The sequence below is a fragment of the Actinomadura sp. NBRC 104425 genome, assembly GCF_030269545.1.
GTDB lineage: Bacteria > Actinomycetota > Actinomycetes > Streptosporangiales > Streptosporangiaceae > Spirillospora > Spirillospora keratinilytica.
Window position 1 is genome coordinate 69,515 of sequence record NZ_BSTN01000005.1, and the last position, 13,241, is coordinate 82,755.

The 13,241-nt window shown below is 72.9% G+C and carries 11 protein-coding genes; 6 read left to right on the plus strand and 5 right to left on the minus strand.

The genetic code is table 11. The features are described 5' to 3' along the window. Positions 1–15 precede the first annotated feature (15 nt). The gene (locus tag QSK22_RS10045; RefSeq protein WP_285493781.1) at positions 16–1,326 is read left to right on the plus strand and encodes an ABC transporter permease; all 1,311 of its coding nucleotides are present in this window, start codon (positions 16–18) and stop codon (positions 1,324–1,326) included. Next, on the plus strand, positions 1,323–2,270 hold the full coding sequence (locus tag QSK22_RS10050) for a carbohydrate ABC transporter permease (protein ID WP_285493782.1): 948 nt from the start codon (positions 1,323–1,325) through the stop codon (positions 2,268–2,270). Before QSK22_RS10045 ends, QSK22_RS10050 begins: the two co-directional genes overlap by 4 nt. Positions 2,271–2,730: 460 nt before the next feature. Here QSK22_RS10050 and QSK22_RS10055 read toward each other — a convergent pair whose 3' ends face one another. Continuing rightward, positions 2,731–3,954 (minus strand): ABC transporter ATP-binding protein, encoded by a 1,224-nt coding sequence (locus tag QSK22_RS10055; RefSeq protein WP_285493783.1) that lies wholly within the window; start codon positions 3,952–3,954, stop codon positions 2,731–2,733. A 120-nt stretch (positions 3,955–4,074) separates the two neighbouring features. Between QSK22_RS10055 and QSK22_RS10060 the strand changes: the two genes are divergently transcribed. Together QSK22_RS10060 and QSK22_RS10065 are read left to right on the plus strand one after the other, a co-directional pair. Next, the gene (locus QSK22_RS10060; protein WP_285493784.1) at positions 4,075–5,130 is read left to right on the plus strand and encodes a LacI family DNA-binding transcriptional regulator; all 1,056 of its coding nucleotides are present in this window, start codon (positions 4,075–4,077) and stop codon (positions 5,128–5,130) included. Between the two features lie 94 nt (positions 5,131–5,224). Next, positions 5,225–5,665, plus strand: a complete 441-nt coding sequence (locus QSK22_RS10065; protein WP_285493785.1) for an Lrp/AsnC family transcriptional regulator — start codon at positions 5,225–5,227, stop codon at positions 5,663–5,665. 101 nt (positions 5,666–5,766) lie between these two features. Here the strand turns inward: QSK22_RS10065 and QSK22_RS10070 are convergent, their stop codons facing one another. Further along, positions 5,767–6,675, minus strand: coding sequence for a TIGR03619 family F420-dependent LLM class oxidoreductase (locus QSK22_RS10070; RefSeq protein ID WP_285493786.1), 909 nt, complete (start codon positions 6,673–6,675; stop codon positions 5,767–5,769). 232 nt (positions 6,676–6,907) lie between these two features. Here QSK22_RS10070 and trhA point away from each other — a divergent pair, with 232 nt between their 5' ends. After that, positions 6,908–7,579 carry a PAQR family membrane homeostasis protein TrhA gene (gene trhA, locus QSK22_RS10075; RefSeq protein WP_285493787.1) on the plus strand — a complete coding sequence of 224 codons (672 nt, stop codon included), beginning with the start codon at positions 6,908–6,910 and terminating at the stop codon, positions 7,577–7,579. Positions 7,580–7,627: 48 nt separating this feature from the next. On the opposite strand, the gene QSK22_RS10080 is transcribed toward trhA, so the two are convergent. The 3 genes from QSK22_RS10080 to QSK22_RS10090 form a co-directional block, all read right to left on the minus strand. Beyond that, positions 7,628–8,149: a DUF1707 and FHA domain-containing protein gene (locus QSK22_RS10080; protein ID WP_352231430.1), complete on the minus strand. Its 522-nt coding sequence runs from the start codon at positions 8,147–8,149 to the stop codon at positions 7,628–7,630. A 615-nt stretch (positions 8,150–8,764) separates the two neighbouring features. After that, a complete protein-coding gene (locus QSK22_RS10085; protein ID WP_285493789.1) occupies positions 8,765–9,871 on the minus strand; it encodes a DUF3616 domain-containing protein in 1,107 nt (368 codons plus the stop codon). 729 nt (positions 9,872–10,600) lie between these two features. Then, complete coding sequence (locus QSK22_RS10090; RefSeq protein ID WP_285493790.1) at positions 10,601–11,977, minus strand: KamA family radical SAM protein; 1,377 nt, start codon at positions 11,975–11,977, stop codon at positions 10,601–10,603. 136 nt (positions 11,978–12,113) lie between these two features. Between QSK22_RS10090 and kdd the strand changes: the two genes are divergently transcribed. Next, positions 12,114–13,220: an L-erythro-3,5-diaminohexanoate dehydrogenase gene (gene kdd / locus QSK22_RS10095; RefSeq protein ID WP_285493791.1), complete on the plus strand. Its 1,107-nt coding sequence runs from the start codon at positions 12,114–12,116 to the stop codon at positions 13,218–13,220. Positions 13,221–13,241 lie beyond the last annotated feature (21 nt).

Here is a 13,241-nt window from a genome sequence, read left to right on the forward strand (position 1 = left end):
CTGGGACGTTCGTCGATGAGGCAACCCCGAGGGCGGGGCGAGGGCATCGCCCCGCCGTCCTGGCTGGCGCTGGTGTTCCTGCTGCCGGCGCTGCTGCTGCTCGGCTTCCTGGTGGTCTACCCGATCGTCTACTCGGTCGTGCGGAGCTTCTTCGACGCGTCCGGCGACTCGTTCGTCGGGCTGGACAACTACGTCGGAGTGTTCCAGGGGCATGACAACCTGGTCGCCGTCCGCAACACCGCGATCTGGGTCGTGCTGGCGCCGACGCTGGTCACCATCGTCGGCCTGCTGTTCGCCGTGCTCACCGAGCGGGTCCGCTGGGCCACCGTGTTCAAGATGGTGGTGTTCATGCCGATGGCGATCTCGTTCCTCGCCTCCGGCGTGATCTTCCGGCTGGTGTACGAGCAGGACCCCGACAAGGGCGTGGCCAACGCCGCGATGGTCGCGGTGCACGACGTCTTCCGCGACCAGGTCACCTATCCGGGCGCCGCGCCCCGCACCACGAACGGCTCGCCGGTGCGGGCCGAGGGCGGGGCCGTGGTGAGCGCGCAGCCGGTCGCCGCCGGGCAGAGCGCGCTGGTGCCGCTGCTGCGCGTCAAGGCCGAGGACCTGCCGGAGAAGGTGCGGCCCGCCGCGCGTCCGCCCGCCGCCCGCGCCGGTGAGCTCACCGGCACGGTCTGGTTCGACTTCACCCGCGGAGGCGGCGGCACGCCCAACGCCCCCGACCCGGGCGAGTCCGGCCTGCCCGGCGTCACGGTGGAGGCGGTGCGGGACGGCAAGGTCGTCGGCAAGGCCACCACCGCCGCCGACGGCACGTTCACGATCAAGGACCTGCCGTCCGGGACGTTCACGGTGCGGGTGCCCAAGGACACCTTCACCGCGTCCTACCGCGGCGCCGAGTGGCTGGGCAGCACGCTGATCACGCCCGCGATCATCGGGTCCTACCTGTGGGTGTGGGCGGGCTTCGCGATGGTGCTGATCGCCGCCGGGCTGGCCGCCATCCCGCGCGACGCGCTGGAGGCGGCCCGGGTGGACGGCGCCACCGAGTGGCAGGTGTTCCGCCGGGTGACGATCCCGCTGCTCGCGCCGGTGCTGATGGTCGTGCTGGTCACCCTGGTGATCAACGTGCTGAAGGTGTTCGACCTGGTGTTCATCATCGGCGGCGGCGATCCCAACGCCAGCGTGCTGGCGTTGCGGATGTGGACCGAGTCCTTCGGCGGCGGCAATGACCAGGGGGCGGGCAGCGCCATCGCGGTGCTGCTGTTCCTGCTGGTCATGCCCGCCATGCTGTTCAACATCCGGCGGCTACGGCAGGAGCGCAGATGAGCACGGCGAGCGCAGCGGAGCGGCCCGGGCCGGGCGCGGTCGGCGCGGACGCGGGAAACGGGGCCGCGGGAGCCCCGCGGCGGAGCATCGCGTCCCGGGTGGTGTCCCGGGTCGGCGGGGGAGCGGTCCAGGTCGTCCTGGTCCTGGTGGCGCTGTTCTGGCTGGTGCCGACGTTCGGGCTGCTGGTGGCGTCGCTGCGGTCCAACGAGGACAACGCCGCCGGCGGCTGGTGGCAGGTGTTCACCGAGCCGTCCCAGCTGACCGTCGAGTCGTACTCGGCGCTGCTCGACAAGCCCGACTTCGTCGACTCGTTCTGGAACACGGTGCTGATCACGGTGCCGTCCACGCTGCTGGTGGTGGTGATCGCGGCACTGGCCGCCTACGCCTTCGCCTGGCTGGAGTTCCCCGGCCGCGACTGGCTGTTCCTGCTGGTGGTGGCGTTGCTGGTGGTGCCGGTCCAGGTGGCGCTGATCCCGGTGGCCAAGCTGTACGGCAAGATCGAGTTCGGCGGGTTCCAGATGTTCGGCTCGATCACCGGCGTGGTGCTGTTCCACGTGGCGTTCGGCCTGCCGTTCGCGATCTTCCTGCTGCGCAACTTCTTCGCCGGGATCCCGCGCGACCTGCTGGAGGCGGCGCGGATGGACGGTGGGACGGAGTGGACGATCTTCCGGCGGGTGGTGTTCCCGCTGGGCGGCCCGGCCATCGCGTCCCTGGGCATCTTCCAGTTCCTGTGGGTGTGGAACGACCTGCTGGTCGCGCTGGTGTTCGCCGACACCGAGTCGCAGCCGATGACCAAGTGGCTGCAGTCGCAGATGCGGCAGTTCACCGGCAACATCGACATCCTGGCGCCGGGCGCGTTCCTGTCGCTGGTCGTCCCGCTGGCCGTCTTCTTCGCCTTCCAGCGCTACTTCGTGCAGGGCGTCCTCGCGGGATCGGTCAAGTGATGCGCCGCCCGGGCGGGTTTCCGCTGAGCGAGCACGCCGGATGAACGGAGGCCGTCCGTCAGGCGGCCGGCGGGCGGCCTGGCGGTTACGGAGAGTCACACAACCCACAGTCTGTGGACAACCTGTGGATGAAGCCGGGGACGCCCCCGGCGCCACGGACGAGGCCCCCGGGACGCGGTGTCCCGTGGGCCTCATCCGTGAGCCGCGCCGTCTGTGATCGGTCGTGTGCCCCGTCGCGGGTCATGCCGTCCGGCGCGGTTCAGCGGGACCGGCGCCATGCGCGGGCCGCCGCACACCGGCGACCGCATCGCGCGGGTCCCGCTGCGCGGCGCTGAAGCACGGCGCGGGTCGCCGACGGCCGTGCCGGCGCGCCGGCGCGTTCGCCGCCGCCCGCGCCCGTCTGCTCCCGGGGGCGGCGGCCGTCCGGCGCCGGTCGGCGGGCGGCTCCCGCGGCGGCACGTCAGCCGGCCGCGCCGGCGGCGTCCGGGTGGCCGATCGCCAGGCCGGTGGCCGGGTCGAAGAAGTGCAGGCGGCGGGTGTCGACGGCCAGCTCGATCTGCTGGCCGGGCCGCGCGTGCGAGCGGGCGTTGACCCGGGCGGTCCACAGCGCCTTGTTGTCGGTGAGCGGGATGGCGCCGTCGCCGTCGCCCTCGGCGGCGTCCTCGGCCAGGTCGGCGGTGTCCTTGTGCTCCACCGGCGGCGCGTCGATCGTGAAGATCACGTTGATCTCGCTGCCCAGCTCCTCGGTGACGGTGCTGGTCACGGTGAGCGGCGCCCAGTCGGGCTTGGCGTGCGCGGCGTCCTCGAAGTCCGACGGCCGCACGCCCAGGATGACCTTCTTGCCGAGGTAGCCGTCCAGCCCGGGCTTGCCGTCCAGCACCTCGTCGGGCACCGGCAGGGTGTACCCGGCGAACGCCACCTGCGCGCCGCCGTCGCCGCGCGTCAGCTCGGCGGACACGAAGTTCATGGCGGGCGAGCCGATGAAGCCGGCGACGAACAGGTTGACCGGGCTGTCGAACAGCCGCTGCGGCGTGTCGACCTGCTGCAGCCTGCCCTCCCGCAGCACGCACACCCGGTCGCCGAGGGTCATGGCCTCGATCTGGTCGTGGGTGACGTACACCGTGGTGACACCGAGCCGCTCGTGCAGCTGGCTCAGCGACGCGCGCATCGACACGCGCAGCTTGGCGTCCAGGTTGGACAGCGGCTCGTCCATCAGGAACGCCTGCGGCTCGCGGACGATCGCGCGGCCCATCGCGACCCGCTGCCGCTGACCGCCGGACAGCGCCGCGGGCTTGCGCGACAGGTACTGCTCGAGGCCGAGCATCTTGGCGGCCTCCTCGACCTTCTTGCGCCGCTCCTCCTTGCTCACGCCGCGCAGCTTCAGGCCGAACTCCAGGTTCTGCGCGACGGTCATGTGCGGGTACAGCGCGTAGTTCTGGAACACCATCGCGATGTCGCGGTCCTTGGGCGCCAGGTCGTTGACCACCTGGTCGCCGATGGAGATCTTGCCGCTGCTGATCTCCTCCAGCCCGGCGATCATCCGCAGCGCGGTGGACTTGCCGCAGCCCGACGGGCCGACCAGCACCATGAACTCGCCGTCGCGGATCTCCAGGTTCAGCCCGTTCACCGCCTTGACACCGCCGGCGTACACCTTGTCGACCCGGTCCAGCACGATCTTGGCCATCTCATCCCTCCGATGGAAACGTTTCCAGCCCATGCTCTCGATGTGGGCCCATTTCCATGAGGAGGATTAAAACTCATGGAAACGTTTCCAAGGCAAGGGTGCTCGTGGAAAAATCGGACGGTGACCAGCGAACGCGGATCAGCGACCATCAAGGACGTGGCGGCGGCGGCCGGCGTCGGCATCGCCACCGTCTCGCGGGTGTTCTCCGGCACCGGGGCGGTCAGCGAGCGCACCCGCGAGCGGGTGCTGGCCGCCGCCCGCGAGCTGGACTACCGGCCGAGCGCCCTCGGGCGCGGGCTGCGGCTGCGGCGCAGCGGCGGCATCGGGCTGGTGGTGCCCGACGTCACCGACCCGTTCTGCGCCGGGCTCATCGACGGCGTGCTGGCCTGCGCCCGCTCCCTCGGCGAGCACCTGGTGCTGGACGCCGCGCACGGCGACCCCGCCCGCGAGGCCGAGATCGTCGACCGGCTGGTCGAGCAGCGGCTGGCCGGCGTCATCGCCCTGCCCGCCGCGTCCGGGTCCGGTGCGGCCTGGCGGGCCGCGGTGCGCTCGGGCGCCCGCGTGGTGTTCGCCGACCGGGCGCTGCCCGGCCTGCACGAGCTCCCCGCCGTCCTGGCCGACGACCGCTCCGGCGTCCGGACGCTGGTGGAGTACCTGGTGGGGCTCGGGCACCGGCGCATCGCCTTCCTCGGCGCGGCCGCGCCCGGCGCCGCCGCCGGCGTGCGCGAGCGCGCGTTCCGCGACACTTTGGCCGAGCTGGGCGTCGCCGCCGACGAGGACCTCATCGTGTCCGCGCGGCCCGCCCGCGACTCCGCCTACGCCGCCGCGGCCGGCCTGCTGCAGCGGCGCACCGACGTCACCGCCGTGCTGGCCGCCGGGCACCTGCTCGGCGAGGCGGCCGTGCTGGTGGCCCGCGAACTGGACCTGCGGGTCCCCGCCGACGTGTCGATCGCGATGGTGGACGACGTGCCGTGGGCGGAGCTGTGCGACCCGCCGCTGACCGTGGTGGCGCGTCCGGCCCGCGACATCGGCTACCGCGCGTGCGAGATGCTGCTGCGCGACCGCCCGCTGCGCGCGGCCCGGCCCGTCCTGCTGCCGACCGAACTGGTGATCCGGGGCAGCTGCGGCCCGCCCCGCTCCCCGCGGACCGCCTCGTCCCGCGCGGCGGGGCGCTGAACCGCCCTGCGGCACGGGGCCGCGGGCCGATTCCGGTGCGGTCCGCTCGCCGAAGATTCTGCGGCGTGTCGCGCGGACACGCTAGATTTTCGGGGTGGAGGAGATCGATCGCCAGATCATGGGGTTGCTGGCCGACGACGGCCGGATGAGCTTCACCGACCTGGCCAAGGAGACCGGCCTTTCGGTGTCGGCGGTGCACCAGCGGGTGCGCCGGCTGCAGAAGCGCGGTGTGATCAAGGGGTTCACCGCGGTGCTCGACCACGAGCGGATCGGGCTGCCGATGACCGCGTTCGTGTCGATCAAACCGATCGACCCGTCGGCGCCCGACGACGCGCCCGAACGGCTGGCCCACCTGTCGGCCATCGAGGCGTGCCACTCGGTCGCGGGCGACGAGAGCTACATCCTCAAGGTCCGCGTCGGGTCGCCGAACGAGCTGGAGGATCTGCTCCAGAAGATCCGCGCCGCGGCCAACGTGGCCACCCGCACCACGGTCGTCCTCAGCACCCCCTGGGAGGGCCGCCGTCCCAAGCTGTGACGGCACCCGGCCCTCGTTTCCGCGGCCGCCGGTATTCCCCCCGGACACGACCGGCGGCCGCCCGGACCCCGCCCGGCCCGGTGAGACCGGGCGTGCCCCGCTCAGCCGCGGGGGGCGAACGCCTCCAGCGCCTCCCGGGCGACGGACATCGACCGCGCGGGATCGGCGTCCGGGCCGGTCAGATCCCGGTCGAAGTTCAGGTCCACGAACAGCTCGGTGACGCCGTGCGCGGCCAGCTCGGCCATGTCGCCGCGCACCTCCTCCGGCGAACCGGTCAGCGGACGGCGGTCCGGCAGGCCCGGCTCGCGCAGCCGGACGGCGCCCCGGCACACGATGCGCAGCGCGTCCGGATCGCGCCCCGCCTGCTCGGCGGCCTCGCGCACGACCCGGATGGACGCTCCGATGGCGGTCAGGTCGGCGCGGCTGGAGCTGACCCAGCCCGCGGCCAGCCGTCCGGCGCGGCGCAGCGCGGGCTCGGACGCCCCGCCGAGCAGCACCGGCGGCCCGGGGGTCTGCACCGGCTTGGGCTCCATCCGCACGGGCGGGAGCCGGTAGAACTCGCCGTCGAACCGGCTGACCTCGTCGCTCCACAGCGTGCGCAGCACGGTCAGGAACTCCTCGGCGCGCGCCCCGCGCCGCTCCATGGGCGCGCCCACGGCGGCGAACTCCTCCGGCATCCACCCCAGGCCCAGCCCCAGGTCGAGCCGCCCGCCCGACAGGCGGTCGAGCGTGGCGGCCTGCTTGGCGAGCAGGACGGGGGAGAGGAACGGCATGTTGACCACCGCCACGCCCAGGCGGACGCGATCGGTCTGCCCCGCCAGGTACGCCAGCGTCAGCAGCGGGTCGGGCACGTTGCGGTAGGTGAGGTCGGCGGAGTCCGCCGGGTTGAGCAGCCGCTGCAGCGTCCAGACCGAGTGGTAGCCGAGCTCCTCGGCCCGCCGCGCGACCTCGACCTGGTTGTGCGGCGTCGCCCATCCTCCCGACGCCGGCACCGCGAACCCGATCCGCACAGGCTGCTCCCTCCCGCTCGCTTCCCGTCTCCGGTGTTCCGGACGCGTTCCGCGTGCCCGGACAGGGCGACCCTACCGGGTGCCGAAATGCACCTTACTTTGTCAAGGCACGCGGCCTTGTGCACCGCGTAACCATTCCGTGGGAACGTGCCGGGAATCACCCCGGCATTCCTGTGATCAAGGGACCGGGGACCGGGCTACGCTGAAACCCGAGCGGCAAGGGAGGTGCGCGGTGAGGCAGGCGGCGGCGGACCTCGCGCAGGCGGTCAAGCCGAAACTGCGCGGCTGGCTGCACGCGGGGACGTTCCCTCTGGTGCTGGTGGCGGGGCTGCTGCTGGTCGCGCTCGGCCCCACCGTGGGCTCGCGGCTGTGCGCGGCGGTGTACGCGCTGACCTCGACGCTGCTGTTCGGGGTGTCCGCGGCCTACCACCGCGGCCGCTGGTCCGCACGCGTCGCGGACTGGCTGCGCCGCTTCGACCACGCCAACATCTACCTGATCATCGCCGGTACCTACACGCCGTTCGCCTACCTGATCCTGGAGGGCGCGGTACGGGCGATCGTGCTGTCGGTGGTGTGGGCGGGCGCCATCGCCGGGGTCCTGTTCCGCGTGCTGTGGATCCGCGCCCCGCGCTGGCTCTACACCGCCCTCTACATCGGCCTGGGCTGGGTGGCGGCCTTCTTCGTCCCGCAGTTCCTGGAGGGCACGGGCGTCACCGTCGCGATACTGGTGGCGCTGGGCGGTGTGCTGTACAGCATCGGCGGCCTCGTCTACGGCCTGCGCCGCCCCGACCCGTCCCCGCGCTGGTTCGGCTTCCACGAGGTGTTCCACGCCCTCACCGTGGCCGCCTACGTCCTGCAGTACATCGCGGTGTCGTTCGTCGTCTACCGCGCCGGCACGGTCTAGCGCCGCAGGCCGCCGAGGTGTTCGGCTGAGCGGTCGGGCCGCCCGCGGCTAGGCGGTCGGGGCGGCCACGATGAAGCTGGAATTGCCGAAGCCGATCTCGTCGCCGGGCCGCACCCGCGCGGGGCCGGTCAGCCGCCAGCCGTTGACCCGGGTGCCGTTCATCGAGCCCAGATCGGAGACCATCCAGCCGTCGTCGGCGCGGTAGATCTCGGCGTGGAACCGGGAGACGGTCAGGTCGGTGAGGATGAACTGGCACCCCGGGGCGCGGCCGATGAGCACCCGGGTGAGCCCGTTGCCCGGCAGGACGAACCGGGGCAGCCGGGGCGTCCGCCAGGCCGCCTCGAGCCGCGCGGTCACCTGCGACACCTGGGACACCAGCCCGGTCAGCCGGTCCACCATCCGGTTGCCGGTGGGCAGGTCGTGCACGATGTCGGCGAGCTCCGCCTGGCTGCGGGCGCGCAGCACCTGGTCGACGCGGCGTTCGAACGTCTCCTGGGACATCCGGCCCTCGGCCACGCGATCGCTGAGCACACGCAGCACCCGGTCGCGCTCCATATCGGACGCTCTCACCGGATATGAGGGCTGACCGTCCATAGCTGTGAGTATCCAGATCCCGTCGTCGCCTGTCCAGAAAAGCCCGCAAGCGAGGGAAGAAAGATCACTTTCGCCCCTCCTCGGCCTGTAGGACGACGTCTCCGGCGCTCGGGTTCGCGCCTTCGCGGGGCCGCCGCACGGCGCATCCCGGCCGTCGGGAGCGGGCGTCGGGACGGCCGTGCCGGATGCCGGGGGAGGGCGCGGCGTCCGGCACGGCCTTGCGGCGGTCCACATCGTCGCGGGGTGATCGAGGCGCCGGTGGTTGCGACGCGGTCGATCGCCCCCGGAGCAGGTTCCGGTCGCGCAACGGACCGGCCGGCCCACTGTGAACGCCGCGAGGCCGCCCGCCGGGGTGAGGGGCGGCGGCTGGGCGACCGGTCGAAAACCTAGCAGTACGCAGCGTCCGGAACCGGTTACATGAAGTAACAGCATGCATCTCCAAGGTGACAATGGGTCAACCTTCTGGACAGGTCATCCGCGACTCTCCGGAGGTGGCGGAGCCACGTGACCCGACGCCTGCGTGTTTCCACCTACGGACGACCCGTATACGGGCGGGTGCGTATGCCGGTTAAGGGATGTGAGGATCGCGGATCACCCGGAGGCCGACGTGCCGCGCGGGGGTCGGCGTTCGAAGGCGACCACGTCGGCCAGGACGCCGCCGCGCTCGGTCAGGCGCGCCGGCGACGGGCTGTCGTAGACGACGAGCAGCCGCAGCTCGGACGCGTCGGACTCGTCCAGGACGGCGATGCCCTCGGCGTGGTCGTCCCCCTGCCCGTGCGGCAGTTCGCCCAGCACTTCCAGGTCGGACGCGGGCACCACGCCGGGGGAGTCGGCGAGGGCCGCGCCGGGCCAGCGCACCACGCGCACCGGCCCGTCCAGGTCCATGCTCGGCCCGGTGAGCAGGAGCAGGTCGTCGCCGTGCGGGCACATGTCGCGCACCCCGAGCCCGTCCAGTTCGAGGAAGTGGGTGCGGTACGGCTCGCCGCCGTCGAGCGGGCGCGGGCGCAGCCGGTGCGGGTCGTCGGGATGCGTCTGCGGGCTGATCTCGATGACCGCGGCCCAGCCGCGCAGCACCGGGCCGCGCAGCCCCACGTACAGGCGGTCGCGGTGGGCGGCGACGCCCTCGATGTCGACGCCGTTGTCCTTGCCCGGCAGGTGCAGGAACGGCGCCAGGTGCGGGTCGTCGGCCAGCAGGTCGGTGATGGAGTCGCCGTGTCCGCCGAGGACGGCGGCGGTGCGCCCGCCGTCGCGCCGGACGGGCTCGGGCAGCCCGTCGGCGCCGGCGGCCAGGGGGATGCGGGCCAGGATGAAGCGGTTGTCCTCGCGGACGACGGTGGCCAGCCGCCTGCGGGCCTTGGCGGCCTTCTGCCCGTCCTTGATCTTCTTGCGCTTGAGGCTGTGCGAGCCGATCGCCCACAGCCAGCCGTCGGCGCGGGCCAGGCCCTCGATGTCGGCCTCCTCGCCGCGTCCGGCGGGCAGCGGGACCAGGTCGGCCAGGGGGACGGTGAGCTGGCCGTCGTAGCCGGTCACCCGCCCGTCGCCGGCCACCGTCGCCGTCAGCCGCTCGACGGTGGCGGTCTCGTCCCCGGCCACCCACAGGCAGCGGCCGTCCTGGCGGACGGCGGACAGGTTGGTATGCGTCCCGGCGTCCCGGCTCTCCCGCCCGAAGACAAGCTCGACCTGGCGTTCCACGACCATGCGCAGATGCCCCCACTCATCCGTTGTGACGTTATCGCCCGGGACCCCGTCCCGAGTGATCTCTCTCCGACGCCGCCGTGCCGCCCCTGGTTTCCCGGCCCGCCGCCGGTGTGACGCCCCACACCGCCCAAAAAAATCTACAATGTAAAGACGTTCGGTTTCAGCGACCCACCACACACAAGCGCACAAACCCACGAACAACCAACCCCACAACGACGTGAAACGGACCACGGCGAGGCGCGGGCGCTCGAGCAGGACGGCAAGCGCCGTGCGGGTGTAGGCGCGGCCGGCGCGGGGGCGCGACACGGCGGTTGCGGTCGTGAGCGGCCACGGCATGCTGAGCCCGAAGGGTCGCGCGGTGAAGGCGGCGGCGCAAACCATGACGCGGCCGGTCAGGTGGTAGAGGGGCCGGATGGCCGGCGGGGGCGCGGCACGACGTGGCGCAGTGCCGGGGGCGTCTCCGCCCCGGTGGCCGCCGGCTTCAGGGGCGGGCTGCGTCGATGCCGGGCCTGTAGGCGTCCGGTCCGGCCTGCCGGGCGCCTCGCGGAGGCGCGCCGGTGTGGCAGCGCGGCCACCTGTCTCGCCGCAACCTCCCCAGCGGCGCGAGGGCGGCGACCGGCGAGGCGGACCGGCCGGCCGTCGAGGGCGGGCTGCCAGAGGGCGGCTTGTGCGAGCAGGTGTGCCGGCAGGGGTGCGGGGCGGTCTCCCGTTCGGCGGTGTCGTTCGGGGTCAGTGGTCGCGCCACCAGTTCTGGCCGGACTCGGGGAGGGTGTAGATGGGGTCGTAGTACTCGTAGCGGCGGGTGAGGGCGTCAGGGTCGGCGGCCTCCAGGCCGGTGCGGTAGTTCTTGGTCCAGTAGGAGATGCCGCGTTCGCGGTCGTAGTCGGCGAGCTGGTGCACCCAGCGCTTGCCCACGTACGGCACGTCGCACACGATGCGGGGGGTGGCGAAGCCGGGCAGGTAGCCCATGATGGCGTGCTGCAGCCGCTGGGCCTCCCAGACCGCCAGCCGCCAGTGCTCGCTGAACGGGATCATGTCGCACATGTAGAGGTAGTAGGGCATGATCCCGGCCTCGTCGAGCAGGGCGAACGACAGGTCGAGCAGTGCGGCGGGGGAGTCGTTGACACCGCGCAGCAGCACCCCCTGGTTGCGGACGTCGCGGATGCCGGTGTCGAGCAGCCCGCGCGCCGCCCTGGCGACCAGCGGTGTGACGGACCGGGCGGCGTTGACATGGGTGTGGACGGCGATCTGCACGCCGCGCCGGTGCGCCTTGGCGGCGAGGCGTTCCATGCCCGCGCGGACGTCGTCCTGCAGCCAGTGCTGGGGCAGGCCCATGAGCGCCTTGGTGGCCAGGCGGATGTCGCGGATGCTGTCGATGTCCAGCAGGGCGTCGACGAAGGCTTCCAGGCGCGGCCAGGGGAGGTTGGCCACGTCGCCGCCGGAGACGACGACGTCGCGGACGCCGGGGGTGCGGCGCAGGTAGTCCAGCATGGCCCGGTGCCGGTCGGGCGGCCGGACGGTGAAGCGGTGCTTGTCGACGGCCGGGGTGGAGTTGCCGACCAGGTCCATGCGCGTGCAGTGGCCGCAGTACTGCGGGCAGGTGGGCAGCAGTTCGGCCAGGACCTTGGTGGGGTAGCGGTGCGTGAGGCCCTCGACGGCCCACATGTCGGCCTCGTGCAGGGAGTCGCGGGTGGCCCGGGGGTGGGACGGCCAGTCGGTGCGGCGGTCGCTGAACACCGGGATCATGTAGCGGCGGACCGGGTCGGCGTAGAACGCCTCGGTGGAGGCGGTGTCCATGGTGTTGAGCATCTGCGGCGTGACGAGCATCGACATGGTGGCGCGTTCGTCCTGGTCGCGTTGCAGGTCGGCGTAGAAGGACTCGTCGAGCAGGCCGCCCATCACCTGCCGCAGCTGGCGGATGTTCTTGACGCAGTGCGCGCGCTGCCACTGGGCCGACTCCCATTCGGCCGTGGTGACGTGCCGCCAGCCCGGGAGGCGGCGCCAGTCGGGTTCGACCAGGGGGCGGCGCCGGTAGGCGTAGGGCTGCTCGGCCGGCCCGCCGGCGCTGCGGGCGGTGTCCGGCTGGGAGTGCAGGGCAGTGGTCATCGTTGACCTCTCGCGACGTGCTGCGGACAAAATCTTGTATAAGACGGACGTTACGGGAAGACTTCCGGATAAACCAGTGCTGCCCGGGATAATCTACAGATTCGCATTCGGACAGGGAAGGCGAGGCGGGACAGAGATGAACGATCTTCGCAGCGGGCCCGAAAACTCTCGCGCCGCGTTGAGCGCCCAGGGCACGGCCGTGGCGGGGACGGCGGTGGGGTTGCACCGGGTGCTGGAGCCGCGCGGCGTGCTGCCGCAGGCCGCCCGCCGCCTGGACACCGATCCGCGCATCCGGCCGGACGAGGTGCGGGTGCGGGTGGAGCGGCTGAACCTGGACGCCGCGTCCTACCGGCAGTTGCGCACCGAGCACGGGGACGATGCCGAGGCGCTGCGCCGGGCCGTGCTGGAGATCGTGGCCGAGCGCGGCAAGATGCACAACCCGGTGACCGGCTCGGGCGGCATGCTCGTCGGCGTCGTCGACGAGGCCGGCCCCGCCTCGCCGCTCGGTCTGCGGCCGGGGGAGCGCATCGCCACGCTGGTGTCGCTGACGCTCACCCCGCTGGCGATCACCGACGGGCTGGCCCGGTGGGACGGCCGGTCCGAGCAGGTGCCGGCCGAGGGGCACGCCATCCTGTTCGCCCGATCCGCCGCCGCGGTGCTGCCCGACGACCTGCCGATGCCGCTGGCGCTGGCGGTGATGGACGTGTGCGGCGCGCCCGCGCTCACCCATCGCGTGGTGGCCGAGCGGGTCGGCAGGGGCGCGCCCCCGGCGGTGGCGGTGCTGGGCGGGGCGGGCAAGAGCGGGTCGCTGTCGCTGGCGGCGGCGCGGCGGGCGGGGGCGGCGCGCACGGTGGGACTGGTGCCCGATGAGGATGAGCGGCGGCGGCTGGAGTCCTCCGGGCTGGCCGACGCGGTGGTGGTGGCGGACGCGCGCGACCCCGTGGCGGTGGCGCAGGCGCTGGGGGAGCCCGCCGACGTGACGGTGGTGTGCGTGGACGTGCCCGGCTGCGAGCACGGGGCGATCCTGGGCACCGCGCCGGGCGGGACGGTGGTGTTCTTCTCGATGGCGACCTCGTTCCCGGCGGCGGCGCTGGGCGCCGAGGGGCTGGCCGCGGACGTCACGATGCTGATCGGCAACGGATTCGTGCCCGGGCACGCGCGGATGGCGCTGGAACTGGTGCGGTCGGTGCCCGGGGTTCGCGCGTTGTTCACCGCCCGGACGGGGGGTGATTCGGCACAATGACTCGGGTACGTCCGGTAGCGG

What these genes read in the sequence shown, in the direction of transcription:
- QSK22_RS10085 (WP_285493789.1), bottom strand. Translation starts at nt 9,871, where the DNA reads ATGGTCGTGGAACGCCAGGTCGAGCTTGTCTTCGGGCGGGAGAGCCGG.
- QSK22_RS10050 (WP_285493782.1), top strand. Translation starts at nt 1,323, where the DNA reads ATGAGCACGGCGAGCGCAGCGGAGCGGCCCGGGCCGGGCGCGGTCGGC.
- kdd (WP_285493791.1), top strand. Translation starts at nt 12,114, where the DNA reads ATGAACGATCTTCGCAGCGGGCCCGAAAACTCTCGCGCCGCGTTGAGC.
- QSK22_RS10055 (WP_285493783.1), bottom strand. Translation starts at nt 3,954, where the DNA reads ATGGCCAAGATCGTGCTGGACCGGGTCGACAAGGTGTACGCCGGCGGT.
- QSK22_RS10045 (WP_285493781.1), top strand. Translation starts at nt 16, where the DNA reads ATGAGGCAACCCCGAGGGCGGGGCGAGGGCATCGCCCCGCCGTCCTGG.
- QSK22_RS10090 (WP_285493790.1), bottom strand. Translation starts at nt 11,977, where the DNA reads ATGACCACTGCCCTGCACTCCCAGCCGGACACCGCCCGCAGCGCCGGC.